Below are 24,766 nucleotides of genomic sequence, written 5' to 3' on the forward strand. Positions count from 1 at the left end.
CGACGTCAGGCAACAGCGTGGGCGATCACCGCGACCGGCCGCCCGGCGACCTTGGTCAGCAGCAGGCTCGCCTCGGCGTCGCCGGACAGCCGCAGGTCGCGCCGTAGTTGTTCGACGTCGAGGGCGGATCCGCGTTTCAGGATCTCCAGCCGCCCGACGCCCCGGTCGCGTAGCGCCGCGCGCAGTCGCTTGAGCGAGAACGGCAGCACCTCGTCGACGGCGAAGCAGCGCCCGAACGGCGTCGGAAGACAGGCAGACGTCCACACGTACGCGATGTCGGGGTCGCCGAGGTTTCCGTCTACGGTCCGGGCGAACTCCGCCACGAGGTGGGAGCGCACGACCGCGCCGTCCGGGTCGTAGAGGTACGCGCCGACCGGGCCGACCGGTCCCGACAACGTGCCCGAGCCGGTCAGCTCGTGCACCGACCGATGCTTCAGGACCGACGCCCGTCGTGGTACGCGAGCCAGCGGTCCGAACCAGGCGGCGGCTTCCACGACGTCGCCGTCGACGCTGGTCAGCTCCAGTTCGCAGTCGTCGGGCAGCAGTTCGGCAGGAAAGCCGGGTGCCAGCTTCAGCACGGTGTGGGGGACTTGCGAGGGCAGCTGCGCGACCCAGTCCCAGGGCGGCGAGTAGTCCTCCGGACGGAAGACCCGGCGAGTTCGGCGTACGCCTGTGCCGGATTGCCGGCGAGCCGGGTCGCAGAAGGCCGCCCCGACGTCGTGCAGCGGCACATCGCGTACGTCGGCGCAGGTCACGACGGCGTCCAAGCCGAGCGCCGCCAGGTTGTGGGCGGCCAGGTCGGCGGTGACCGGGTCGGCGTCGACGGCGTGCACCGCGATTCCGGCTCGGGCCATCGCGATGGCGTCCGAGCCGATTCCGCAGCCGAGATCGGTCACCCGGCGTACGCCCGCCTGAGCGAGCCGCGCGGCGCGCCGGGTCGCGACGATCGGCCGGGTCGCCTGCTCCAGACCTGCTTGGGTGAAGAGCATGCGACTGGCGTCCGCGCCGAACTTGGCCACTGCTCGGGCCCGGAGGACGGCCTGGGTGAGCGCCGCGCCGGCGACCTCGGCGGCGTACCCATGGGAACGCAACGTGCTGATGGCGGCGAGCCGATCCGTGTCGATCAGCTTCTCCGCGTCGGCCAGGGCGGCGATCCCTTCGCGGGAGCGCAGCGCGGCGAGCTGTTCGGAGTCCACTCGGGGGATCGTACTGGCACTCTCCTTGACTGAGTGCTAGCCACGTCATAACCTTCGGTTTAGCACTCTCCTCCTGAGGGTGCTAAGAATGACAAGTGCCACCAGGGCACCAGCCAGCCACGGCGGCCCGGCACCCGCGACGACGGTGCCGCTGCGGAGGGTGGAGAGACAGCGATTACTGATACCCCAGGAGGGTATGCTCGTGACTACCGCGACGAAGGTTGCGATCAGGCCGCTCGAGGACCGCATCCTGGTCCAGGCGAACGAGGCTGAGACGACCACCGCGTCGGGGCTCGTTATCCCCGACACCGCCAAGGAGAAGCCGCAGGAGGGCACCGTCCTCGCCGTCGGCCCCGGCCGCTTCGACGACAAGGGCGCTCGGATCCCGGTCGACGTGCAGGTCGGCGACACCGTCGTCTACTCGAAGTACGGCGGCACCGAGATCAAGTACGCCGGCGAGGAGTACCTGGTGCTCTCCGCCCGCGACGTCCTCGCGGTCATCGAGAAGTGACCCGGCCGATGGCCCGGCGACCCTGCCTAACCAGGGGCGCCGGGCCATCGCGATGAAGGAGTGAGAATGGCGAAGATTCTGAGCTTCTCGGATGACGCCCGGCACCTGCTCGAGCACGGGGTCGACGCGCTCGCCGACGCGGTCAAGGTCACCCTCGGCCCGCGCGGACGCAACGTCGTGCTGGACAAGAAGTTCGGGGCTCCGACGATCACCAATGACGGCGTGACCATCGCCAAGGAGATCGAGCTGACCAACCCGTACGAGAACCTGGGTGCGGCACTGGTCAAGGAGGTCGCGACCAAGACGAACGACGTCGCCGGCGACGGCACGACGACCGCGACCGTCCTCGCCCAGGCCATGGTCCACGAGGGTCTGCGCAACGTCACCGCCGGGACGAACCCGTCGGGCCTCAAGCGGGGCATCGACATCGCGGCCGCGCGGGTGAGCGAGGAACTGCTCGGCAAGGCCGTGCAGGTGAACGACCGCCAGGAGATCGCCCAGGTAGCGACGATCTCGGCGCAGGACGCGACGATCGGCGATCTGATCGCCGAGGCGATGGAGCGGGTCGGCCGTGACGGTGTCATCACCGTCGAAGACGGCTCGACCATGCAGACCGAGCTTGAGGTCACCGAGGGTCTGCAATTCGACAAGGGCTTCATCTCGCCGCACTTCACGACTGATGCGGAGGCGGGCGAGGCGGTCCTGGAGGACGCCTACCTGCTGATCACCACGCAGAAGATCTCGGCCATCGAGGAACTCCTGCCGGTGCTCGAGAAGGTCGTGCAGGCCAACCGCCCGCTGCTGATCGTGGCCGAGGACGTCGACGGCCAGGCGCTGTCGACGCTCGTGGTCAACGCGATCCGCAAGACCGTCAAGGTCTGCGCGGTCAAGGCCCCGGCGTTCGGCGACCGCCGCAAGGCGATGCTGCAGGACCTGGCGATCCTCACCGGTGGCGAGCTGATCGCGCCCGAGCTGGGCTACAAGCTCGACGCGGTCGGCCTGGAGCAGCTCGGCCAGGCCCGGCGAATCGTCGTGGACAAGGACACGACCACGCTCGTCGACGGCAACGGGTCCGAGGGCGAGGTCAAGGGCCGGGTCGACCAGATCCGGGCCGAGATCGCGGCGTCCGACTCCGACTGGGACCGGGAGAAGCTGCAGGAGCGGCTGGCCAAGCTGGCCGGCGGCGTCGCGGTGATCAAGGTCGGCGCGGCCACCGAGGTCGAGCTGAAGGAGCGCAAGCACCGCATCGAGGACGCCATCTCGGCGACCCGCGCGGCGGTCGAGGAGGGCATCGTGCCCGGTGGCGGCGCCGCGCTGGCGCAGATCGCCACCGTGCTCGATGAGGGCATCGGCCTGACCGGCGACGAGGCCATCGGCGTCTCGATCGTGCGCAAGGCGCTGGACGAGCCGCTGCGCTGGATCGCCCAGAACGCCGGGCACGACGGCTACGTCGTCGTGCAGAAGGTCCGCGAGAGCGGCTGGGGCGAGGGCCTGGACGCGGCGAACGGTTCCTATGTGGACCTCGTCAAGTCCGGCATCGTCGACCCGGTGAAGGTGACCCGCAACGCGGTCGTCAACGCCGCCTCCATCGCGGGGCTGCTGCTGACCACCGAGTCGCTCGTGGTCGAGAAGCCTAAGGAGGCGGCCCCGGCCAACGGCCATGGGCACTCGCACGGGCACGGCCACCAGCACGGTCCGGGTTTCTGATCGGTTCGGTCCGAAGGGCGTCGCGGGATTCCGCGGCGCCCTTCGGCGTACCGGTTAAGGCATTTGTAAGAGACGGGGATCGGGGGTCGGAGTGAGAATGGGGGCATGACGAAGCTTCGGGCCGCCTTCGCCGGGGTGACGGCCGCCCTCGTCGCCGTCGGCCTGGCCGAACTGGTCGCCGTCTTCACCGGGCCGCGCAGCGCGCCGCTGGTCGCGGTGGACGGGTGGGTGATCGACCATGTCCCGGAGTGGCTCAAACAGTTCGCGATCAGCGTCTTCGGCACCAACGACAAGCTCGCCCTGCTGACCGGCACGGCCGTCGTACTCCTGCTCATCGCGGCGGGCATCGGCCTGCTGGCTCGCCGCTCGGTCGCCCTCGGCGTCACCGGAATCTCGCTTTTCGCGCTGGTCGGAGCGGTCGCTGCGCTCACTCGCGAGGGCGCGACGATCGCGTGGGTCCTGCCCTCGGTGGTCGGTGGCGCCGCCGCGGCGCTCACTCTCTATCTCCTGGTACGCACAGAGCAGCGGCCCGAGTCCGAGAGCAGCGATCGGCGTACCTTTCTGAAGCTGGCCGGGCTGACGGCGGCCGGTGCCGTGGTGGCGGGCCTGGCCGGGCGAGCCCTTGCGGATCGGCGCGGAGTGGCCGAAGCCCGTGCTCAGGTCGAGCTGCCCGCCCCGGCGGGTTCCCCGGCCCCCGCACCGTCCACATTGCCCGCCGATTATGCGACGAGCAACAAGGACTTCTACCGGATCGACACGTCGCTGATCGTGCCGCAGGTCGACCCGGACACCTGGAACCTGCGCATCCACGGCGCGGTCGACCACGAATTCACGATCACGTTCGCCGACCTGCTGGCGATGCCGATGATCGAGCGTTACGTGACCTTGGCCTGCGTATCCAACGAGGTCGGCGGCGACTTGATCGGCAACGCGCGGTGGCTCGGCGTACCCGTCAAGACCCTGTTGGAGCGGGCAGGCCCGCACGCGGGCGCGGACCAGGTGGTGCAGCGGGCCGTGGACGGGTGGACCTGTGGCACCCCGACGCAGGTGTTGCTCGACGGCCGGGACGCGATGCTGGCGGTGGGGATGAACGGCGAGCCGCTGCCGGTGGAGCACGGTTTCCCGGTACGCATGGTGGTGCCCGGCCTGTACGGCTACGTGAGCGCCTGCAAGTGGATCACCGAGCTGGAGGTGACCACGTTCGCCGAGTTCGACGCCTATTGGGTACGCCGTGGCTGGTCCGCGCAGGCGCCGATCAAGACGCAGTCGCGCATCGACACGCCGACCGGGTCGAAGCGCGCCGGTGAGCTGACGATCGCCGGTGTGGCCTGGGCGCAGCATCGCGGCATCGCCAAGGTCGAGGTGCAGATCAGCACCGCGGCTCAGGCCGGCCGGTGGCAGGAGGCCGAGCTGCTCGACACCGTCTCGATCGACACCTGGAAGCAGTGGCGACTGCCCTGGTCGGCGACGCCCGGTGAGTACACCTTGACTGTTCGTGCGACCGACGCGACCGGGCAGACGCAGACCGAGCAGCGCAGTTCCGTCGAGCCGGACGGCGCTACCGGCTGGCACTCCGTCCGCGTACGCGTGACGTGACGAGCCCGAGGGCGCAAGGCCCTCGGGCTGCCGAGAATGCTGCTGTTGCCGAGAATGAGATAGGGGTCAGTGGCGTTGAGCGGGGATGCCCCGCGCCAGCCTGGCTTCGAGCCGGGGGACGTCGACCTGGTGGCTGTGCCGGTCGGCGAGGTCCTTCCAGCCGATCATCTGTAGTCGGAGGCGTTCGGTCTCGGTGAAACCGCCCCAGACGCCGTAGGTCTCGTGAGTGACGAGCGCGTGGGCTGCGCATTCTGCGCGAACGGGACAATTACGGCACACCTGCTTCGCCGCGGACTCCCGGCGCCCCCGTGAGGAGCCCCGTTCGCCGTCCGGGTGGAAGAACTGCGCACTGTCTCGTCCCCGACAGGCACCCTCGTGTTGCCACTCCCAGATGTCCGCTATCGGACCTGGGAGCCTACGTACGTTGGTCATCGGTCACCTCCCGATGCTGGCCGCGTCGCGATTTTTCCGCACAGTGGTGCCATACCCATGGCTGGGCCGTGACATGCGAACCCACACGGGGGGCCGACGAAAGACGTTACTCCTCCTACACTCGTCTGTCAGGAGTCATCTGTCCCGGTCATCCTGGGTCGCCCGACCCGGCGGCGCGTGACAGAGTTTTCGACACTTTCCCCCGAAACCGCGTAATGATCAGTGTTTCTCGTGGTCTCCTCCATAGAGGAGAGGGGGATCACCGTGCAGACCGTCCTCGTATGCGTCCGCTCCGCCCAGGCGGCACAAGGCGTCGCCACCTGTGCCCAACGGCTCGGCGTCATGCCCGCCGTCCGTACCGCCGTGACCGCTCATGACGCGCTCACGCAGCTCACGACCGAGCCCGCCGAGATCATCCTGGTGGACACGGCACTCACCCGGCCGGACACGGTCGGCTTCACCCGTCGCGCGCTTCAGGTCTCGCCCCGCGCCACCCTGGTGCTCTTCGGCCTCGAAGACCCCCAGATCGCCCGGGCGGCGATAGAGGCCGGCGCGCGTGGACTCATCGGCGGAGCCGACGGCGACGTCGTCAGCGCGGCGGCCAAAGCCCTGCTGCTAGTCATCGTCCGGTACGCCACCGCACCGGCTGCCCGCCCACCCGATCCGGCGTGGGCCACCCGCCCCACCAACGGCGGGCCGGGCGTACCGGGCGGAACCATGCGCTGGCCGGCCAACGGCGCACCCGCCGCGGCGACGCGCAGCGTCGGCCTGCCGACCATGGTTCCCGCTCAGCGCTCCGACCTGCCGGACGACACGCGGCTCCCCTCACCGCTGCGCCCGACCCGCTCGACCACCCTCACCGAGCGGGAACTGCAGGTCTTACGCGGCATGGCTGACGGCCGCAGCAACGCCGAGATCGGCCGGGAGCTGTTCGTCTCGGAGGACACGGTCAAGACGCACGCCCGGCGGTTGTTCCGCAAGCTGGGCGCGCGGGACCGGGCTCATGCCGTGGCGGCCGGATTCCGGGCCGGCTTGGTCAACTAGCGCATAAGCACAGACACACGGGGACGGGCCAAGGCGTTACCCCTCACGCCTTGCCCTCAGCTCATCGCTCGCGCGCTGGATCAGGAGACCTCCTGACCCAGCGCGCTAGGCGCGTTGCGGGACGAAGGCGACAATCAGCCGTTCTCGGCGAGGTCGGCCACGGCGTCGCTGTAGCCGCGGGCGTACTCCCAGCTCACGTAGTGATCGGGGTCGGGATCGTACGCCGGCTCGTGGACACGCGGCCGGCCGGAGTCGAGCAGATGACGTAGATTGCCGCGCAGCAGGTCCCAGTCGAAGTAATGCGGTTCCTGGCAGTCCTGGCAGTCGATGACGAGCCCGCGAATGCCCCGCGGAGACAGCAGAACCTGGAAGACCTCGAGCTCGCCGAGGTCCTCCATGAGGTCTTCCCGCTCCTCCGGCGACAGTTCGTCGAACTCGTCACCGTCCGGGTCGCCGAGGTTGGCGGCCGGGTCGGCCGGATCGCCGTGGAAGGGATCGAGCGGCTCATCGTGCACACCTTCACCGTAATGCCATTCGACGGGTGATGTGGCATCGGCTGGGGCCGAGTCGCCCAGTCGATCTCCCCTATGGCGGCGGTCGATCATCACAGCCCACCGGGGTCCTGTGGAGCCGCACTGGCTGGCCCGCCCGCACGCCCCAGACAAGGCCAGCCCCAAGGGCTGGCTAGGATGGAGTATCGCTGCTTGAGGGGGTTTACGTGGAGCTGACCGGCGACGGCCCAATCGAGATTCCGCTGGGATTGACCTTCGACGACGTGCTGCTCGTGCCGGGCGAATCGGACCTTATTCCGAGCCAGGTCACGACCGTCACACAGATCACGAGAAACATCACCCTCCAGATCCCGCTGGTCTCCAGCGCGATGGACACGGTGACCGAGGCCCGGATGGCGATCGCGCTCGCGCGCCAGGGCGGCCTCGGCGTACTGCACCGCAATCTCTCGGTCGAGGAGCAGGCGGCCCAGGTCGACCTGGTGAAGCGCTCCGAGTCCGGCATGATCACCAACCCCGTCACGTGTTCGCCCGACGACACCATCCGGGACGTCGACACGCTCTGCAGCCGGTACCGGATCTCCGGCGTACCGGTAGTGGACGGCACGGGCGTGCTCGTCGGCATCGTGACCAACCGCGACATGCGTTGGGTCGCCGACAAGTCGGCCCGCGTCGTCGACGTCATGACGCGGATGCCGCTGGTCACCGCGCAGGTCGGCGTGTCCAAGGAGGAGGCGCAGCAGCTGTTGCGCCGCCACAAGGTGGAGAAGCTGCCGCTGGTCGACGAGTCCGGCCGGCTGCGGGGCCTCATCACGGTCAAGGACTTCGCCAAGAGCGAGCAGTACCCGTTGGCGACGAAGGACTCGGCGGGCCGCCTGCGGGTCGGCGCGGCGGTCGGCGTCGGCGAGGACGGCTACAAGCGGGCGAAGGCGCTGATCGAGGCCGGCGTCGACGTGCTCATGGTGGACACCGCGCACGGGCACAACCGCGCGGTTCCGGAGCTGGTCGCTCGGCTCAAGAAGGAGACCGACATCGACATCGTCGGCGGCAACGTCGCGACGTACGCCGGCGCCCGGGCGCTGGTCGAGGCGGGCGTCGACGCGGTCAAGGTCGGCGTCGGGCCGGGCGCGATCTGCACGACGCGAATCGTCGCCGGGGTGGGCGTACCGCAGATCACGGCGATCATGGAGGCCGCCCGGGCCGCTCGTCCGGCCGGCGTGCCCGTGATCGGCGACGGCGGCATCCAGTACTCGGGCGACATCGCGAAGGCGATCGTGGCCGGGGCCAGCACCGTCATGCTGGGCGGCCTGCTGGCCGGCTGCGAGGAGTCGCCGGGCGACCTCGTCTTCTCCAACGGCAAGCAGTTCAAGGCGTACCGGGGGATGGGGTCGCTGGGCGCGATGATGGCGCGGGGACCGGCGGCGCAGTCCTACTCCAAGGACCGCTACTTCCAGGCCGACGTTACCCAGACCGACAAGCTCATCCCCGAGGGCATCGAGGGCCAGGTGCCCTACCGCGGCCCGCTGGCGACCGTCGCCCACCAGCTCGTGGGCGGGCTGCGTCAGGCCATGTTCTACTGTGGCGCGGACAGCGTGGCCGAGCTGCAGAAGCGCGGTCAGCTGGTCCGGATCACCTCGGCGGGGCTCAAGGAGAGCCATCCGCACGACATCCAGATGACCGTCGAAGCCCCGAATTATCAATCCCGCTGAAGGGCCGCCAATGCGTGACACCGTCGAGATCGGACTGGGTAAGGCCGCGCAGCGCGGTTATCACCTCGACGACGTGGCCATCGTGCCGAGCCGCCGGACCCGGGACGTCGACGACGTCTCCACCGCCTGGCAGCTCGACGCGTACCGGTTCGAGATCCCGTGCGCGGCGCATCCGAGCGACGCGACGATGTCGCCCGACCGGGTGATCGAGCTGGGCCGCCTCGGCGGTCTCGGCATCCTCAACGTCGAGGGGCTCTGGACACGTTACGAGGACCCCTCGAAGCTGCTGGCCGACCTGCGGACGGTCGTCGAGGCGGAGGAGCCGGTCACCCCGCGGCTGCAGGAGATCTACGCCGAGCCGATCAAGCCGGAGCTGATCACCGAGCGCGTACGCGTGATGCGGGAAGCCGGGATCACCGTGGCGGTCCGGGTGTCGCCGCAGCACACCTTGGCGCTCGCCCCGGTGATCCTGGACGCCGGCGTCGACCTGCTGGTCATCCAGGGCACCGTCGTCTCGGCGGAGCATGTCTCCACTGTGGATGAGCCGCTGAACCTCAAGGAGTTCATCGCCGACCTCGATCTGCCCGTGATCGTCGGCGGCTGCACGAACTACCAGACCGCGCTGCACCTGATGCGTACCGGTGCGGCCGGGGTCATCGTCGGTCTCGGCGCGGACGACGACTCCACGAGCGACACCGTCCTCGGCATCCGCGTTCCGATGGCGACGGCGATCGCGGACGCGGCGGCGGCCCGCCGGGACTACCTCGACGAGACCGGTGGCCGCTACGTCCACCTGATCGCCGACGGCGACATCCACACGTCCGGCGACATCGCGCGGGCGCTGGCCTGCGGAGCGGACTCGGTCATGCTGGGCGCGCCGCTCGCCTTGGCCGAGGGCTCGCCGGCCGGCGGCCTGTGGTGGCACTCGTCGGCGAGCCACCCGAAGCTGCCCCGCAGCGCGGTCGGCTACTACGCCGAGCCGATGGGCAGCCTGGACCAGGTGCTCTACGGGCCGTCCGACGACCCGTACGGCCGGATGAACCTGTTCGGCGGGCTCAAGCGCGCGATGGCCAAGTGCGGCTACCGCGACGTCAAGGAGTTCCAGAAGGTCGGTCTGATGCTCGACCGCTGAGATAGCTTTGCTCGCATGCGGCGCAAGCTTCCCGGCGGACTGGTCGGTCCTCTCGCGGTTCTCCTCACGGTCGCCCTGGTCGGCTGCACGCCGACCGGGCGCGACCCGATCACCCTGCCGTCGATGCCGACTCCGGTCGCGCCGGAGTCGGTGACGCAGGGTGTCGGCTCGGCCGGCATCGGCGACCCGTACTTCCCGACCTACGGCAACGGCGGCTACGACGTCGAGACCTACGATCTCGCGATCAAGCTCGCCGCCGACGGCGGGATCGAGGGCGTCGCCACGCTCACCGCCAAGGCGACCGCCGCGCTTCAGCAGTTCAACCTCGACCTGCGCGGGCTTACCGTGTCCAGCGTGCAGGTAGGCGCGGACGCCGCGACCTTCCGGCGGGACGGCGACGAACTGATCGTCCAGCCCAAGGTCGCGCTCACGTCGGGGTCCGGCTTCACGGCGACCGTCCGGTACGCCGGCAAGCCGAGCGAGATCTCGTCGCTCACGTTGGGGCAGACCGGTTTCCGCCGGATCAACGGCGTCGAGTACATGGCGGGCGAGCCCGAGTCGGCGAGCACCTGGTTCCCGGTCAACGACCACCCGTCGGACAAGGCGAAGTACACGCTGGCCTTCACCGTCCCGGACGGCGAGGAGGTCATCAGCAACGGCACGCTGGCCAAGAAGGAGTCGGCCGGCGGCTGGACGACCTGGCGCTGGACGGTCGGCTCGCCGATGGCCTCCTACCTGACCACGTTCGCGGTCGGGGATCTGCGCACGGTGGAGAGCACGCACAACGGCAAGCCGGTCCGGATCGCGATCGCCAAGTCGATCACCGATCCCCAGGTCGAGGCGGCGGTGGCGAAGACGCCGGTGATCTGCGACTACTTCGAGCAATACTTCGGGGCGTACCCGTTCGAGGCGTACGGGGCGATCGTGGTCGACGACCCGGAGCTGGGCTTCTCCCTGGAGACCCAGACCCGGCCGATCTACCCGGCGTCCATGGTGGACAGAGGTGACACCGGCGGCGTGGTCGCCCACGAGCTGGCCCATCAGTGGTTCGGCGACAGCGTCTCGGTGAAGCAGTGGGCCGACATCTGGCTCAATGAGGGGTTCGCCACGTACGCCCAATGGATGTGGCAGGAGCACAGCGGCGGCCCGACGATCTCCGAGCAGTTCGAGCGCCAGTTCCGCAACGAGTCCAGCTCGATCTGGCGTACGCCGCCGGCCGAGCCGGGTGCGGCCAAGGTCTTCAGCAGCTCGGTCTACCAGCGGGGCGGCATGGCACTGCACGCGCTGCGGCTGAAGGTCGGCGACGAGAAGTTCTTCTCGATCCTGAAGACCTGGGCCGCCGAGAAGCAGTTCGGCAACGGGACGACGGCGGAGTTCCAGAAGGTCGCCGAGCGGATCAGCGGTCAGTCCTTGCAGGCGCTCTTCCAGGACTGGCTCTACGACACCGACCGGCCCGCCCACCCCTAGCCACGAACGTTACTCGGTGGTAATAATCCACCAATGAGGTTCGACGTCGTCGTCATCGGCTCCGGGTTCGGCGGGAGCGTGGCCGCGCTGCGCCTGGCCGAGAAGGGCTACAAGGTCGCGGTGTTGGAGGCGGGCCGCCGGTTCGCCGACGCGGACTTCGCCAAGACCAGCTGGCGGCTGCGGCGCTACCTGTGGGCGCCCGCGCTCGGCTGTTACGGCATCCAGCGGATCACGCTGCTGCGCCCGGCCAAGGGCCAGCCGGGCGCCGGGGTCATGGTGCTCTCCGGAGCCGGTGTCGGCGGCGGCAGCCTCGTGTACGCCAACACGCTGTACCGCCCGCTGCCCGACTTCTACGCCGACCCGCAGTGGCGGGGCATCTACGCCTGCTCGCCGAGGAGATCGGCGGGATACCCGGCGGCTCGGTGCCCGAGGCGTTCAACGTCCCGATGACCGCGCACATCCTGGGCGGGGCGGCGATCGGGGCCACCCGGGACGACGGCGTCGTCGACGCGTACCACCGGATCTTCGGCCACGACGGGCTGCACGTCGTCGACGGCGCCGCGGTGACCGCGAACCTGGGGGTGAATCCCTCGCTGACGATCACCGCGCAGGCCGAGCGGGCGTTCTCGTTCTGGCCGAACAAGGGCGAGATCGACCCCCGGCCGCCGCTGGGCGCGGCCTACGCCCGGATCGAGCCGGTCTTCCCAGCTGATCCGGCTGTCCCGGCCGGTGCTCCGGCCGCGTTGCGGGCAGTGTGACGTCGGCGTCCCGACAGCCGCCGCTGAGCAGGGGCGACCGGACCGCACGATAGGGTTGTCGCATGACGACGCCGCGCCCGGTCCTCGTGGTGGACTTCGGAGCCCAGTACGCCCAGCTGATCGCCCGCCGAGTCCGCGAGGCGAAGGTCTACTCCGAGATCGTCCCGCACTCGATGCCGGTGGCCGAGATGCTGGCCAAGGACCCGGCCGCGATCATCCTGTCGGGTGGGCCGTCGAGCGTCTACGAGCCCGGCGCGCCCCAGGTCGACGGGAAGCTCTTCGACGCCGGGGTGCCCGTCTTCGGCATCTGCTACGGCTTCCAGGCGATGGCCCAGGCGCTCGGCGGCACCGTGGCGCACACCGGCCGCCGGGAGTTCGGCGGTACGCCGCTCCGCGTCGCGGGTGAGAGCGCGCTGATGGTCGGGCTGCCGGCCGAGCAGAACGTCTGGATGAGCCACGGCGACTCCGTCTCCGAGGCGCCCCAGGGCTTCACCGTGACCGCCACCTCGGCGGGTGCGCCGGTGGCCGCGTTCGAGCACGTCGCCCAGGGCTTCGCTGGAGTGCAGTTCCACCCCGAGGTCGGGCACACGCCGCACGGTCAGAAGATGCTGGAGCGGTTCCTTTACGACATCGCCAGGATCGAGCCCACCTGGACCATGGGCAACATCATCGACGACCAGGTCGCGGCCATCCAGGCGCAGGTCGGCTCGGCCGAGGTGATCTGCGGGCTGTCCGGCGGCGTCGACTCGGCGGTGGCCGCCGCGCTCGTCCACAAGGCCGTCGGTGACCAGCTCACCTGCGTCTTCGTCGACCACGGACTGCTCCGGGCCGGCGAGGCCGAGCAGGTCGAGCGGGACTACGTCGCCGCGACCGGCATCAAGCTGAAGGTCGTCGACGCTTCGGAGCGTTTCCTGGCCGCGCTGGCCGGGGTCACCGACCCTGAGGAGAAGCGCAAGATCATCGGCCGGGAGTTCATCCGGGTCTTCGAGGCCGCCGCGCGCGAGATCGCGTCCGCCGGCGACGTCCAGTTCCTCGTGCAGGGCACGCTCTACCCGGACGTGGTCGAGTCCGGCGGCGGCACCGGCACCGCCAACATCAAGTCCCACCACAACGTCGGCGGGCTGCCGGACGACCTCCAGTTCAAGCTGGTCGAGCCGCTGCGCACGCTGTTCAAGGACGAGGTCCGCGCGCTCGGCGCCACCCTCGGCCTGCCCGAGGAGATGGTCTGGCGACACCCGTTCCCCGGCCCCGGCCTGGCCATCCGCATCATCGGCGCGGTCGACCGCGAGCGCCTCGACATCCTGCGCGCCGCCGACAAGATCGGTCGCGAGGAACTGACCGCGGCCGGGCTCGACCGCGACGTCTGGCAGTTCCCGGTGGTGTTGCTGGCCGACGTGCGGTCGGTGGGCGTACAGGGCGACGGGCGCACCTACGGCCACCCGGTGGTGCTCCGGCCGGTGTCCAGTGAGGACGCCATGACCGCCGACTGGTCCCGGCTGCCGTACGACGTCATCGCCAAGATCTCGACCCGGATCACGAACGAGGTCAGGGAAGTGAACCGAGTAGTCCTCGACGTGACGAGCAAGCCCCCAGGCACGATCGAGTGGGAGTGAGTTCTCGCGAGCCGGCGGCTACAGCTCCGCTGCCTTGAGGGCGTCCGCGGTGACTTCAGTCATGTCGTCTGGCCCCAGGGACTTCACCTTGTCGCGCTCCAGCCAGTAGGCGCCTGAGGTCGAGCCGCCCTTGTCGTGGACGGTCGGCGTGGTGGCCTGGTCGATGGTTACTCGGTAGAAGGCTCTTACGCCGTGCCAGTCGATGGGGAAGCCCTCGGGGCCGAGAGACGCCGGGTCGCGGTGGCTGGCCACGCCCAGGAGACCGCTGAGCCGACCGGCCTGCCCCGTCTCCTCCAGGAGTTCCCGGATGAGCGCGTGCGCCGGCTGCTCGCCGAAGTCCGTGCCGCCGCCGGGCAGGTGCCAGCGGCCCTCGCCGGGATAGCCCGGTGAGACGCGTGTCAGCAACACCCGGTCGAGCTGGTCGGTGGCGACCGCGTACGCCGCGAACCGCTGCGTACGGTGCAGTCCGTCGTGGCCTTCCTCGATGTGGAAGCTCGGGAAGTCGGGGACCTCGTCGGGTCGCAGGTCGACGTCGGCGGCGGGCAGGCCGAGGGCGTTTGCCGTGAACGGGCGCAGCGACAGGCTCCCCGCCTCGGCCAAGGAGACCCAGCGGACCAGATCGGTGGACTGGTCGCGCCGGTCACGGAGCGCGCCGCCGCGAACTCGGCCCGAATAGATGAGCCGATCCGTGTGAAGGGTGACCCCTCGATGAGGCAACGCCCGCAGGTCGGCGAGGACGTCGCGGAGGCCCGTCAGAGAGATCGACAGGCCCGTCTCGGCCGCCGTCTCGCGGATCGCCGTGTCGTTGGGGTGTTCGCCGTGGTCGACGGCGCCACCGGGGAGGGACCAGACGCCGGGCGTACCCGACCGGTCGGAGTTGCGGACCAGGAGGATCTCCTGCCGTCCGGGCTGGGCCGCGTCCTCGCGGCTCACCACGGCGTACGCGGCGATCCGGCGTACCGGGGAAAGCCGGTCACCGGCTCCGTCAAGGGAGAGCTCGACGTCGGTAGTCACAGAGAATCATTCTCCCGCCGAGCGAAGATCCTGACAAGATGTCCGATTCCACATGCTGAGCAGATTCGCAGCGTCCGATGGTTGGAAGCGTTTACCCTACCGCCACCTATGGCGGTCTCGGCGTGTCGCCCGCTGCCGCTACGGTGATGCGGTGGAGAAGCGTCGGAGAATCGGGGCATACGGGGTCGTACGCGACGGGCAGGGACAAGTCCTGCTCGTCTCCGGATCGTCGGCGCCCACCCCACGATGGCACCTTCCCGGCGGCGGCCTCGATCACGCCGAGGACCCCCGCGCGGCGGTGATCCGGGAGTTCCAGGAGGAGACCGGCTTCGACGTCGAGGTCGTCGGCGTACGCGACGTCTCGGCCGACCTGATCGAGTTTCCGCAGCTCGGCGTCCTCCAGCACCACGATCGCCTCGTCTTCGACGTGAAGATCGTCGGCGGGGCGTTGACGCCGGAGGAGGGGGAGCTGGCCGGCTGGATCGTCCCGGAGGACGTCGAGCTGGTTCCGTTCGCCGCCCGGGTCCTGCTCGGGGAGGACCTCGGCAACGAGATCAACCAGCGGAGCCGGCCGTTCGACGATCCGGCGGAACCGGCCAACCGTGTCCGCCGTTTCGCGGCGTACGGGCTGATCACCGACCCGGACGGGCGGGTGCTGCTCAGCCAGATCGCCCGCGGCTATCCCGGCGAAGGGCGCTGGCACCTGCCCGGCGGCGGCACCGACTTCGGCGAGCAGCCGACCGAAGCGGTCGTCCGAGAGGTCTTCGAGGAGACCGGGCAGCAAGCGGAGGTCGGCGAGTTGCTCGACGTCTCGTTCTTCCACAACCCGGCCGCGATGGGGCCGGAGGGCGTCCCGATGGACTGGTTCTCGGTCCGGTCGGTCTTCCGCGGTTCGGTGAGTTCGCCCACATCAGCGACGGTCACGGAGGAGGCCGGCGGGTCGACCGCGGCGTCCGGCTGGTTCGCCCCGGCCGAGGTCGCGGCGCTGACGATCACCGATCTCACCCGGCGGGCGATGCGTCGGCTGTGACGTCGGCGGCAGAGGGTGGTTGCCCGCCTCGGGTAGACTGATTGGCCGAAAGATACAAGCTGATCACGATTCTTAGTTGATCTACCTGCAGTTATGCCCCTTGGGACGCGAATCATCCTCGACATTCTGGCTGAACTCCCGGCTTGGACGCTCGATGGGTATCGCCAAGCCTGTCCGGATGTGCGATCGTGTAGCGCACAGCCGGGCGGCCGTCGAGGCGGCGGAGAGGAACCGTTCGGCGATGGAGGGACACGTGCCGAGAGCCATCTGGCGTCGGCGCCGTACGACGGACAGCCCGCGCCCGCAAGGGCGGCAATGGGCCGGCCGCCTGCGACAGGGCGGCAGTTTCGCCCGGCAGATGCTGCTGGTCCGGGTGGGTCGTCAACGCGGCGCGACACCGGTCATCGACGCCCCTGTGCCGAGCGCCCCGCGGCTGCCGGACCTCGACCCGAGGAGCCTGGCCCAGATCGAGGCGCTTGCCCCGGTCAGCCCCGCTCCGGTGGCGACCGTCGAGGCGTCCGTAACGCCCACCCCGCCCCCGCCGATCCCGCTGCTGCCCGGTGACCGCACCGTCAGCCGCCGGGTCAAGTTCGCGGTGGTCCAGGGCTGCACGCTCGCGAGCCTGCTGCTGGGCATGACGGCGATCATGCTGGCCGTGGCCGGAGCGGACCCGCGCCTCGGCGCGGCCTGCCTGCTGGCCTGCATCACCTTCGACGGCCTCGACGGCGCGCTCGCCCGCAAGTTCGGCGTCGCCAGCCCGTTCGGCGTCCAGATGGACTCGCTCGGCGACATGACGAGCTTCGGCATCGCCGCGCCCGTCGTCGTCTACGCCGCCCTGCGCGGCGAGGTGCCGACCGGCGTACTGATCGGCACGTGCGCGCTGGTCGCCGCGTGTGCCGCGATCCGACTCGCCCGATTCAACGTCTCGCCGAAGGACGGCCGGTTCTTCTGCGGCGTACCCACGACGATGGCGGCGGCCGTGCTCGCCCTCAGCGTCCTGCTCGGCCTGGGCCTGCCCGGTTCGGTGATGGTGGCCGGAGTCGCGCTCATCGCGATCGCGATGGTCTCCAGCTTCCCCTACGCCAAACTGGTCAAGGTCTTCCGGCTTCCGCCGTGGCTGCTCCTGCTGCCCATCTTCGGCGCGCTGCTCAACCCGCGGCTCACCTTCGGCCTGGTCGTGCTGGCCTACCTGCTGAGCGGGCCGCTGCTCTGGGCGTACCAGCGCAAGCACGCGCGAGCCTAGATCGACCGTAAGCGAACGGCGCGCCTGGACCCCAGGCGCGCCGTTCGTCTTTTGTTCTTAGAGCCAGCGGGCGATGACCGTCTCCGCACCGACCACCCGGTCTCCCGGGGCGACCAGGGCCTCCGCCGCCGACGCGGGCAGATAGACGTCGGTACGCGAGCCGAACCGGATGAGGCCGAAGCGCTCGCCCTTGGCCAGCAGCGCGCCGACCGGAGCCCGCTGCACGATGCGTCGGGCGATGAGCCCCGTACGCTGCGCGACCACGACCTTGCCGTGACCGAGCGCGTCCTCGAGCACCGTGTAGGCCGCGACGTTGTGCTCGGCCTCGGGCTTCATCGCGGCCGCGTAACCGCCGTCCTCGACGAAGTAGTCCACCACCTTGCCGGCCACCGGGGACCGGTTGACGTGCACGTCGAGCACCGAGAGGAAGACCGCGACGCGCAGGAACTCCTCGTCGGCGAACCGCTCGTCGTAGAGGCGCTCTACCGACAGCACCTTGCCGTCGCTGGCGGCGACGACAGCCGAGGGATCAGCCGGAATGTGCCGGTGCGGGTCGCGGAAGAACGCGGCCACCGGCGCGGCGGCGAGCGCCGGGAGCAGCCACGCCTTCGACTTCGGGCGGACCGTCCGGAGCACGGCGGCCAAGCCGAGCGCGATGCCGGCCGCGGCGACGCCGTTGGAGTCGATGTGCATCGTGCTGGTCACCGGCACGCTGGACGTCCGGTACGCCGGCGCCAGCCCGGCCGCCACGGTCGCGTCGGCCTCGGTGAAACGCAGCTTGTGCACGCGGACCGGCGGCGTGTTGAGCAGGACGAGGTCGGTGCCGACGCCGAACTGCGCGGAGCGGCGGTCCAGCTCGTCGGCCGCGCCACCGGCGACTCCGGGCACCGCGACGACGGCCACCACGAGGATGCCGCCCTCGGCGACCAGCTTGGTCAGGCTCTCGACGGTGAGCCGGGCGTCCTCGGCCGCGCCCACGACGGGCTCGGCGACGATGACGATCTCGGCCGGGGCGGCCTCGGTGGGCGTCACGACGACGGTGCAGGCCTCGGCGATCTCGGTGTCGAGCGACGCGATGTACGCCCGCAGCGCGGGCGCCTGGTCGCCGCCGACGATGGTCAGCTGGTCGTCGGGCTGGAGGGCGTCGAGCGCCTCACCGAGCACCAGCGAATCCGGGCCGGCCCCCACGATCAGGGCGGACTTCGGGCCGGGGTGGCGCTGCAGCTCGGCGGTGAGCGTGCGGGCGGCGCGCTCCCCGATGCGGACCTGGCCGAGGGGGCCGAGCGATGCCTGCGACATGAGTTGACTCCACCTTCGTCATCGGCGCGTACGGGGCTCAGCATATGCGGCGGGGCCGACACGCGCTCACGCCGCCGGGTCCGGCCGTGTTCGCATCGAGTTCATCTCGGGGCTATTCGGGGCTATTCAGAGCTCTTCAGGGGCATAGACGCGTGCAGGGCGCCGGAGAACCCCCTCCCGGCGCCCTGCGATCCCCCCTGGGATTCGCGGCTATCCCTGAATCGGCGGCTGGGTGTCGGCCCCGCCGTTCTCGGATTCCACCGCGGTCCGATCGCCGCGGAGCACCCCGCGGACGATCGAGCCGATGCCGAGCAGCCCGACGAGGATCAGGCCCCCGGCGACGAACCAGCCGGCCGGCGGCAGCTCGACGTCCACCGTCCGGTGCACCGTCCAGAGCCCGGCGATGAGGAGGAAGACCAGGCCGAAGATCAACGACAACAGGTCGAGCGGGTGCTTCTTCATCGGGACACCTCCGCGTCGCTCAGGCTCACGTCCAGCTCCAGGTGCAGCTTGCCGCCGCCCTCACCGTCGGCCCCGAGGTCGGTCACGGTGAAGTCGTTGATGCGTACGCCGTTGGCGTTGCGGTCGAAGATCGTCGCGCTGCCGAGGCGTACGTCGGTCACCGCGGTGACGTCGACGTTCTCGGGGAGCCGCACTTGGAGGTTGCCCGCCTGGATCTTGACGCGGACCGTGCGCTCCTGCCCGGTGAAGTCCAGATCCCGCAGGTCCAGGGTGGCGCTGCCGGCCCGGTGGTCGTAGTCGCCCTTCAGCGCGGCCAATGTCGGCGGTGCCCAGGTGATGTCGCCGCCGCCGTTGCGGTCGTCGGTCGGCCAGTCCTCCTTGTCGACCGAGGTGATGCTCAGGGCGAGCACCAGCCCGAGCCCGATGAAGATCCAGCCCCGCGCCCGGCCGAGCCAGGAGCCGAGGACGAGGCCGAGGCCCACGACGGCGAGCACGGCGGCCACGTACGCGGCGGCGCTGATGTCCACCACGTTCGCCACGTCGAGCAGGCCCATCACGCCGAGCACCACGAGGGCGAGGGAGAAGATCAGCGAACCGAGCCGGGAGTGCTCCTTCGGCGGCTTCGGCGGCTTGGGCGGCTTCACGGGAGCTGGGGCCGGCCCGGTCGCGAACGGCCCGTGCGGGGCGAACGCCGGTTGGTACCCCGGTCCGGCCGACGGAGGACCCGGCGACACGGGCGGGATCGGCTCGGTCACCGCGTTCGACGGGGCGTACGCGGGATAGCGCGCGGCGGTGGAACCAGCCGGCGGCGCAGCCGCGGGAGCGGCCGGAGCCTGCGGCGTGGGCGGCCGGCCCGAGCGATTGCGCTGCGAATACACCGCGAAGACGATCGCCGCCGCGATGAGCAGGAACCACAGGACGGGCCACGGCCGATCGTCGAGGGTGCCCAGGAAGATCAGCACGGTCACGGCCCCGGCGATCACCGTCAACGCCGAGGAGGTGCTGGATCGGCCGCGGCCGAGCACCGCCTCGACCGGCGACGCGGTGTCCCCGTCGGCGGGCGTGCCGAGCCACAGCACGATGTAGGCCAGGATGCCGAACCCGCCGAAGAAGGCGAGCACGATGAACAGGACTCGCCAGAGCACCGGATCGGTGTTGGTGGCCCGGGCCACCGCGCCGCTGACCCCGGCCAGATAACGGCCGGTACGCGGGCGGACGAGCCCGTAGCGGGCGGCGAACGCGCCCGACGGGGGAGGCTGGTAGCCGGGCGTCTCCGGGCCGGGTGTCCCGGGGCCGGGCGGCGGCGGAGGCGGCGGGGTGTTCGCGTCCGCGGCACCCGGCGGTGTCTCCGCACCGGGCGGCGGGGTGCTGGCGTCCGGAGCCTCCGGCGGAGGCGGATCGCTCTCCGTGGGCGGCTTCGGCGCTCGCTGGGCGTCGTCGAACTCGGTCATGTCACCATCCTGGGGCCGGACCAGCCCCAGAGACCTCCGGCGCCGACCCTGAGCCCACCCTGATAATCCAGCTCACAACAGAATCAGGGTCGCGTAGGGTCGTCGCCGCGCAGCAGGCATGTGACGATCGTGAGGTGACCACCACCACCGCGTACCCACCGCTGCGCCGCAGCCGCTCGGACCGCATGGTCGCCGGGGTGGCCGGCGGCATCGCCGAGCACGTCCGGGTGCCCGCGGCGGCCATCCGCGTGGCGTTCCTGGTGCTGCTCGCGGCGCACGGGCTCGGCGCGGTGCTCTACGCGGTCTACTGGGCGGTCATGCGCGACGAGGACAGCGATGTCCCAGTACGCCGCGAACCGGTCAAGATGGTCCCGTACGCGCTGCTCGGCTTCGGCATCCTCGTCGTGATGACGCTGCTCTTCGGCGGCGACGGGATCTCCCTGGCGGCCGGCTGGCTGCTGGCGCTCGTGGTGCTCGGCGGCGGCCTGATCTGGCACCAGGCCGAGCCCGGCCGGCTGACCAAGCTCACCGGCCTGCTCGGCGGCGACCGCCGCCCGGCCTTCGTGCTCAGCCTGCTCGGCGGCGGCCTGCTGGTGGCGGTCGGGATCATCGGCCTGGCCACCCTGTATTCCCCGGTCGAAGGGCCGAGCCTGTCCGTCGTCGGATTCGCCGTCGTGTTCGCCCTGATCGCGTTGACCGGCGTCGGAGTGGTCGCCGCGCCGACCTTGTGGCGGACGGCGACGGCGTTGCGAGCCGAGAAGGAAGGCCGCATCCGCGAGCAGGAGCGGGCGGAGCTGGCCGCGATGATCCACGACCAGGTGCTGCACACGCTGGCGCTGATCCAGCGCAACGCAGCCGACCAGGCCACCGTCACCCGGCTCGCCCGGGGCCAGGAGCGGTCGCTGCGGAACTGGCTCTACAAGCCGATGGGCTCGGCCGAGGAATACTTCGCGGCCGCGGTCGAGGAGGCGGCGGCCGAAGTGGAGGACACTTTCGCGATCGCCGTCGAGACCGTCGTGGTCGGCGATCGCATGGTGGACGATCGGATCCGGGCACTGGTCGCCGCGACGCGGGAGGCGCTGGTCAACGCGGCCCGGCACGCCAAGGTCGGCACCGTCTCGCTGTACGCCGAAGTGGAGCCGGACGAGATGAGCGTGTTCGTCCGCGACCGCGGCGTCGGATTCGACATGTCCACAATCGACGACAACCGGCACGGCGTGAGAGGCTCCATCGTCGGCCGGATGCAACGCCACGGCGGCCGGGCGGAGATCCGCAGCGAGCCGGGCGAGGGCACCGAGGTGCGCCTGCACCTGCCGATCGGCACCAGCAAGGAGACAGCCTGATGAGCGGCGACACCAGCCAGCCCGTACCGACCGAGTCCGAGCCGTCGCGGCTGCGGGTCTTCCTGGTCGACGACCACGCGATGTTCCGGGCGGGCGTACGCGCCGAACTCGGCGTCCACGTGGACGTCATCGGGGAGGCGGCCACCGTCCCCGAGGCGATCTCGGCCATCGCCGCCCACCAGCCGGACGTCGTGCTGCTCGACGTGCACATGCCCGAAGGCGGCGGGCGCGCCGTCCTGGAGGCCACCCGGCGGGCGTACCCGCAGGTGCGGTTCCTGGCGCTGAGCGTCTCCGACGCCGCCGAGGACGTCATCGGCCTGATCCGGGCCGGCGCCCGGGGCTACGTCACGAAGACCATCTCGCCGGAGGAGCTGGCCGCCGCGATCCGCCGGGTGGCCGACGGCGACGCCGTGTTCAGCCCGCGGCTGGCCGGCTTCGTCCTCGACGCCTTCGCCGCCCGCCCCGACGCCTCCCTGGCCGACCCCGAGCTGGACCAGCTCACCAACCGGGAACGGGAGGTGCTGCGCCTGCTGGCCCGGGGGTACGCGTACAAGGAGATCGCGAAGGAGCTGTACATCTCGATCAAGACGGTCGAGACGCACGTGAGCAACGTTCTCCGGAAGCTTCAGATGTCCAACCGGTACGAGCTGTCCCGGTGGGCCGCCGACCGGCGGCTGGTCTGATACCGGGGCGTTCGGGGACTACTCGGCGACGGCCGGTCCGCTGATCCCCAGCGGACCCCGGCCGGCGCGCAGGATCAGCAGGGCCAGCTGCGTACCGTCGGCGCCCAGCTCGTTGCGGAACCGGTCGAGGATCTCCCGCTCCCGGGAGAGCACCAGTCGCGTGCCGCCGGAGGCGACCCGGGTGGCCCCGACCCGTTGCGAGATCGCGGCGCGCTCCTGCCAGAGCGAGATCAGCGCGGCATCGATCTCGTCGATCCGCGCGCGAAGATCCATGATCTGTTCGGCGGCGCCTTCTTCGCGCGTACCGGTGCCGTTGAGGCCGTCGTTCGTGCCGGTCAGGGCCGTGGTGGTCATCGTGTTCTCCTTGGTGAGCGGTGTCCGGTCTCGGCCCAGGGGCATGCGAAAAGCCCCGGGCTCGTGGAGCCCGGGGCTTTCGTCGGTCGGTGTGCGCTCAGGCGCGACCTACGGCAGCGGGACTCCCGGAGCCGTAAAAATAAAATCGCACCTGCTGAAGCACGAGGACAACTATGCCACGGTGGCCGGGCCCGTCACCAGGCCCGACCACCATGTGAGAGTCAGGCCGCGCGGGTGATCCGGTCGGCCGCGCCCGGAGCCACCTGGCTGTGCGCCCCGAAGTACGCGACCAGGGCGTCGATGTCGAAGCCCGGGTGCACGATCTTGTCGGTGCCCACGTTCAGCCGGCTCGGGTTCTTGACCGTGCCGTCCGAGTTGTACGCGGTGAAGTCGCCGCCGCCGTCGAGGAAGCCGTTCATCGTCACCCGGAACGTGGCGGCCGGGTCGATCGCCACCCCGTTGAGGGCGAGGTTGGAGATCTTGCCGCCGAGCGCCGCGCTCGCCGAGTACGTGTAGGTGAAGCCGCTGCTCACCTGCAGGATCTTGGTCGAGCTCTGCCCCTCGAACCCGGTGAACTGCTGCTCCAGCGCCCAGCGGAGTTCGTCGCCGGTCATCGTCTTGGTGACCAGCGTGTTGTTGAACGGCTGTACGATGAAGCACTCGCCGTAGGTGATCTCACCGGCGGCCTCACCGCCGGTCGACGCCGAGTAGACCAGGTTGTCGCGGATGCCGCCCGGGTTCATCAGGGCGATCTGCGCGCCGGCCGACTGGGTGTACGCCAGCTGCGCGTCCGCGATCACGTCGCCGAGCGGGCTCTCCCCGCTGGCCACGGCGGTACGCGTGATGTCGGCGGTCACCTTGCCGACGACCCGGTTGGCGATCGGCTGGATCTTCGTGCGGTACTTGTCGGCGATCGTCTTGGCGGTCGCGTCCTTCAGCGCCTCGTTCCGCACCGGTACGCCGTTGGCGTCGATCTGCCACGAGCCGTCCGCGTTGCGTACGCCGTTCTCCACGATCACGTTGTGCGCCTCGACCGAGGTGAACTGCTCGGTCTTCTTGTCCAGCGTGAACGAGATGTCGGTGACGAGCTGGCCGTTGCTGCCCGCGCTGGTCACGGCGATCGGCGTACCGGCGGAGTTCGGCAGCGCGCAGGAGTAGTAGCGGTGGGTGTGCCCGGAGACCACGAGGCCGAACGCGGGGTCGAGACCCGCCACGATCGGGGTGATCGCCCCGGCGAACGCGGCGCAGCCGGAGATGTCCAGCGGCGCGGGCGCGTTCTGCTGGCCGCCTTCGTGGATGAGCAGGACGACCGCCTGTACGCCGGCCCGCTTCAACAGCGCCGCCTGCTTGTTGGCCGTCTCCACCTCGTTCTTGAACTCGATCGAGGAGATGCCGGCCGGGTCGACGATGCCCGCCGTGTTCTGGAGCGTCATGCCGACGAAGCCGACGCGTACGCCCTGGAAGTTCTTCACGGTGACCGACGGCAGCAGCGACTTGCCGGTGTCCTTGACGATCGCGTTGGCCGCGAGGTACTCGAAATCGGCCCCGGCGAACCCGTCGCCGTCGAGGCAGCCGTCGACCGGGTGGCAGCCGCCGTTCTGCATCCGCAGCAGCTCGTCGGTGCCCTCGTCGAACTCGTGGTTGCCGACCGAGGCGACGTCCAGCCCGAGGTTGTCCATCAGCTCGATGGTGGGCTCGTCGTGGAACCCGGCGCTGACCAGCGGGCTGGCGCCGATGAGGTCGCCGGCTGCGACGGTGAGCGAGCGCTCGCCGGAGGCCTCGGCCTCGGTACGCAGCTTCTTCACCCAGGTCGTCAGGAACTCCACGCCGCCCGCCGGGGTGCCGTTGATCAGGCCGCCGCTGCCGGTGGGCGCGTCGATCGCCCCGTGGAAGTCGTTGAACGACAGGAGGTTGCCGTGCGCCGTCCGGCCCGGCGGCACCTTCTTGTCGTAGGTGACCGAGACCGGGCTGAGCGGGGTCCAGCCGCTCGCGCCCGCCCGATCGGTACGCCCGGCGTCGGCCAGCGGCAACGCGAGCACCACCGCGAGCGCCAGCGCCGGAACGGCGGAGAGCCGGACCAGCGCGAACCGGCTGGGTCGGCGGGTTGAAGACATGAGGAGCCTCCGGAGTCGGGGGTTTGTCGCCTCATCTTCGCGGTTGTGCCACGCCGGGCACCAGAGCGCCTGATGTGAATTTCTGACAGCGCGCTGGGA

At 70.4% G+C, this 24,766-nt stretch carries 21 protein-coding genes and 1 pseudogene; 13 read left to right on the plus strand and 9 right to left on the minus strand.

Features of this window, described 5'->3' with window-relative positions; all coding sequences use genetic code 11:
* Positions 1 to 5 precede the first annotated feature (5 nt).
* Positions 6 to 1,196, minus strand: coding sequence for a class I SAM-dependent methyltransferase (locus HDA40_RS25230; RefSeq protein ID WP_253760035.1), 1,191 nt, complete (start codon positions 1,194 to 1,196; stop codon positions 6 to 8).
* A gap of 202 nt (positions 1,197 to 1,398) precedes the next feature.
* On the opposite strand from HDA40_RS25230, the gene groES reads away from it, so the two are divergent.
* The 3 genes from groES to HDA40_RS25245 all read left to right on the plus strand — a co-directional run bounded on the left by groES (position 1,399) and on the right by HDA40_RS25245 (position 5,010).
* Positions 1,399 to 1,707, plus strand: coding sequence for a co-chaperone GroES (groES, locus tag HDA40_RS25235; protein ID WP_504928321.1), 309 nt, complete (start codon positions 1,399 to 1,401; stop codon positions 1,705 to 1,707).
* Between the two features lie 66 nt (positions 1,708 to 1,773).
* Positions 1,774 to 3,414, plus strand: a complete 1,641-nt coding sequence (gene groL / locus HDA40_RS25240; protein WP_253760037.1) for a chaperonin GroEL — start codon at positions 1,774 to 1,776, stop codon at positions 3,412 to 3,414.
* A gap of 105 nt (positions 3,415 to 3,519) precedes the next feature.
* Positions 3,520 to 5,010, plus strand: coding sequence for a molybdopterin-dependent oxidoreductase (locus HDA40_RS25245; protein WP_253760038.1), 1,491 nt, complete (start codon positions 3,520 to 3,522; stop codon positions 5,008 to 5,010).
* 66 nt (positions 5,011 to 5,076) lie between these two features.
* Here HDA40_RS25245 and HDA40_RS25250 read toward each other — a convergent pair whose 3' ends face one another.
* Positions 5,077 to 5,442 carry a WhiB family transcriptional regulator gene (locus tag HDA40_RS25250; RefSeq protein WP_253760039.1) on the minus strand — a complete coding sequence of 122 codons (366 nt, stop codon included), beginning with the start codon at positions 5,440 to 5,442 and terminating at the stop codon, positions 5,077 to 5,079.
* Between the two features lie 264 nt (positions 5,443 to 5,706).
* On the opposite strand from HDA40_RS25250, the gene HDA40_RS25255 reads away from it, so the two are divergent.
* On the plus strand, positions 5,707 to 6,486 hold the full coding sequence (locus HDA40_RS25255) for a response regulator transcription factor (RefSeq protein ID WP_253760040.1): 780 nt from the start codon (positions 5,707 to 5,709) through the stop codon (positions 6,484 to 6,486).
* Between the two features lie 134 nt (positions 6,487 to 6,620).
* Here HDA40_RS25255 and HDA40_RS25260 read toward each other — a convergent pair whose 3' ends face one another.
* The gene (locus HDA40_RS25260; protein WP_253760041.1) at positions 6,621 to 7,001 is read right to left on the minus strand and encodes a DUF5319 domain-containing protein; all 381 of its coding nucleotides are present in this window, start codon (positions 6,999 to 7,001) and stop codon (positions 6,621 to 6,623) included.
* 203 nt (positions 7,002 to 7,204) lie between these two features.
* On the opposite strand from HDA40_RS25260, the gene guaB reads away from it, so the two are divergent.
* The 5 genes and pseudogenes from guaB to guaA all read left to right on the plus strand — a co-directional run bounded on the left by guaB (position 7,205) and on the right by guaA (position 13,674).
* Positions 7,205 to 8,704: an IMP dehydrogenase gene (guaB, locus tag HDA40_RS25265; RefSeq protein WP_253760042.1), complete on the plus strand. Its 1,500-nt coding sequence runs from the start codon at positions 7,205 to 7,207 to the stop codon at positions 8,702 to 8,704.
* 10 nt (positions 8,705 to 8,714) lie between these two features.
* Positions 8,715 to 9,836 carry a GuaB3 family IMP dehydrogenase-related protein gene (locus tag HDA40_RS25270; RefSeq protein ID WP_253760043.1) on the plus strand — a complete coding sequence of 374 codons (1,122 nt, stop codon included), beginning with the start codon at positions 8,715 to 8,717 and terminating at the stop codon, positions 9,834 to 9,836.
* Positions 9,837 to 9,851: 15 nt separating this feature from the next.
* Entirely contained in the window at positions 9,852 to 11,303 is a 1,452-nt protein-coding gene (locus HDA40_RS25275; protein ID WP_253760044.1) for a M1 family metallopeptidase, read from the plus strand.
* Positions 11,304 to 11,336: 33 nt separating this feature from the next.
* Positions 11,337 to 12,061: pseudogene (locus HDA40_RS25280) on the plus strand (FAD-dependent oxidoreductase).
* A gap of 62 nt (positions 12,062 to 12,123) precedes the next feature.
* Positions 12,124 to 13,674 (plus strand): glutamine-hydrolyzing GMP synthase, encoded by a 1,551-nt coding sequence (gene guaA, locus HDA40_RS25285; RefSeq protein ID WP_253760045.1) that lies wholly within the window; start codon positions 12,124 to 12,126, stop codon positions 13,672 to 13,674.
* An 18-nt stretch (positions 13,675 to 13,692) separates the two neighbouring features.
* Here guaA and HDA40_RS25290 read toward each other — a convergent pair whose 3' ends face one another.
* A complete protein-coding gene (locus HDA40_RS25290) occupies positions 13,693 to 14,688 on the minus strand; it encodes an NUDIX hydrolase (protein ID WP_253760046.1) in 996 nt (331 codons plus the stop codon).
* A gap of 151 nt (positions 14,689 to 14,839) precedes the next feature.
* Between HDA40_RS25290 and HDA40_RS25295 the strand changes: the two genes are divergently transcribed.
* Positions 14,840 to 15,718 (plus strand): NUDIX hydrolase, encoded by an 879-nt coding sequence (locus HDA40_RS25295; protein ID WP_253760047.1) that lies wholly within the window; start codon positions 14,840 to 14,842, stop codon positions 15,716 to 15,718.
* Between the two features lie 328 nt (positions 15,719 to 16,046).
* The gene (locus tag HDA40_RS25300; protein ID WP_253763802.1) at positions 16,047 to 16,961 is read left to right on the plus strand and encodes a CDP-alcohol phosphatidyltransferase family protein; all 915 of its coding nucleotides are present in this window, start codon (positions 16,047 to 16,049) and stop codon (positions 16,959 to 16,961) included.
* A 57-nt stretch (positions 16,962 to 17,018) separates the two neighbouring features.
* Here the strand turns inward: HDA40_RS25300 and HDA40_RS25305 are convergent, their stop codons facing one another.
* From HDA40_RS25305 to HDA40_RS25315, 3 genes are all read right to left on the minus strand, one after another.
* A complete protein-coding gene (locus HDA40_RS25305) occupies positions 17,019 to 18,260 on the minus strand; it encodes a phosphatidylserine decarboxylase (protein WP_253760048.1) in 1,242 nt (413 codons plus the stop codon).
* A 210-nt stretch (positions 18,261 to 18,470) separates the two neighbouring features.
* A complete protein-coding gene (locus HDA40_RS25310) occupies positions 18,471 to 18,722 on the minus strand; it encodes a hypothetical protein (RefSeq protein WP_253760049.1) in 252 nt (83 codons plus the stop codon).
* Entirely contained in the window at positions 18,719 to 20,173 is a 1,455-nt protein-coding gene (locus HDA40_RS25315) for a PspC domain-containing protein (protein WP_253760050.1), read from the minus strand. The genes HDA40_RS25310 and HDA40_RS25315 overlap by 4 nt, the downstream gene beginning before the upstream one ends.
* 134 nt (positions 20,174 to 20,307) lie before the next feature.
* Between HDA40_RS25315 and HDA40_RS25320 the strand changes: the two genes are divergently transcribed.
* On the plus strand, positions 20,308 to 21,516 hold the full coding sequence (locus HDA40_RS25320; RefSeq protein ID WP_308197760.1) for an ATP-binding protein: 1,209 nt from the start codon (positions 20,308 to 20,310) through the stop codon (positions 21,514 to 21,516).
* Positions 21,516 to 22,199, plus strand: coding sequence for a response regulator (locus tag HDA40_RS25325; protein ID WP_253760051.1), 684 nt, complete (start codon positions 21,516 to 21,518; stop codon positions 22,197 to 22,199). Before HDA40_RS25320 ends, HDA40_RS25325 begins: the two co-directional genes overlap by 1 nt.
* 18 nt (positions 22,200 to 22,217) lie before the next feature.
* Here HDA40_RS25325 and HDA40_RS25330 read toward each other — a convergent pair whose 3' ends face one another.
* Together HDA40_RS25330 and HDA40_RS25335 are read right to left on the minus strand one after the other, a co-directional pair.
* Positions 22,218 to 22,553, minus strand: a complete 336-nt coding sequence (locus tag HDA40_RS25330; RefSeq protein WP_253760052.1) for a chorismate mutase — start codon at positions 22,551 to 22,553, stop codon at positions 22,218 to 22,220.
* A gap of 221 nt (positions 22,554 to 22,774) precedes the next feature.
* Complete coding sequence (locus tag HDA40_RS25335) at positions 22,775 to 24,667, minus strand: bifunctional metallophosphatase/5'-nucleotidase (RefSeq protein ID WP_253760053.1); 1,893 nt, start codon at positions 24,665 to 24,667, stop codon at positions 22,775 to 22,777.
* Between the last annotated feature and the right edge of the window lie 99 nt (positions 24,668 to 24,766).

Origin of the sequence: Hamadaea flava (assembly GCF_024172085.1) — a bacterium.
GTDB classification, from domain to species: domain Bacteria; phylum Actinomycetota; class Actinomycetes; order Mycobacteriales; family Micromonosporaceae; genus Hamadaea; species Hamadaea flava.

Excerpts from the sequence above, each read along its gene's own strand:
- HDA40_RS25305 (WP_253760048.1), bottom strand. The coding sequence starts at position 18,260 with ATGTCGCAGGCATCGCTCGGCCCCCTCGGCCAGGTCCGCATCGGGGAG.
- HDA40_RS25250 (WP_253760039.1), bottom strand. The coding sequence starts at position 5,442 with ATGACCAACGTACGTAGGCTCCCAGGTCCGATAGCGGACATCTGGGAG.
- HDA40_RS25335 (WP_253760053.1), bottom strand. The coding sequence starts at position 24,667 with ATGTCTTCAACCCGCCGACCCAGCCGGTTCGCGCTGGTCCGGCTCTCC.
- HDA40_RS25275 (WP_253760044.1), top strand. The coding sequence starts at position 9,852 with ATGCGGCGCAAGCTTCCCGGCGGACTGGTCGGTCCTCTCGCGGTTCTC.
- HDA40_RS25330 (WP_253760052.1), bottom strand. The coding sequence starts at position 22,553 with ATGACCACCACGGCCCTGACCGGCACGAACGACGGCCTCAACGGCACC.
- HDA40_RS25245 (WP_253760038.1), top strand. The coding sequence starts at position 3,520 with ATGACGAAGCTTCGGGCCGCCTTCGCCGGGGTGACGGCCGCCCTCGTC.
- HDA40_RS25310 (WP_253760049.1), bottom strand. The coding sequence starts at position 18,722 with ATGAAGAAGCACCCGCTCGACCTGTTGTCGTTGATCTTCGGCCTGGTC.
- HDA40_RS25315 (WP_253760050.1), bottom strand. The coding sequence starts at position 20,173 with ATGACCGAGTTCGACGACGCCCAGCGAGCGCCGAAGCCGCCCACGGAG.
- guaA (WP_253760045.1), top strand. The coding sequence starts at position 12,124 with ATGACGACGCCGCGCCCGGTCCTCGTGGTGGACTTCGGAGCCCAGTAC.
- HDA40_RS25270 (WP_253760043.1), top strand. The coding sequence starts at position 8,715 with ATGCGTGACACCGTCGAGATCGGACTGGGTAAGGCCGCGCAGCGCGGT.
- HDA40_RS25325 (WP_253760051.1), top strand. The coding sequence starts at position 21,516 with ATGAGCGGCGACACCAGCCAGCCCGTACCGACCGAGTCCGAGCCGTCG.
- groL (WP_253760037.1), top strand. The coding sequence starts at position 1,774 with ATGGCGAAGATTCTGAGCTTCTCGGATGACGCCCGGCACCTGCTCGAG.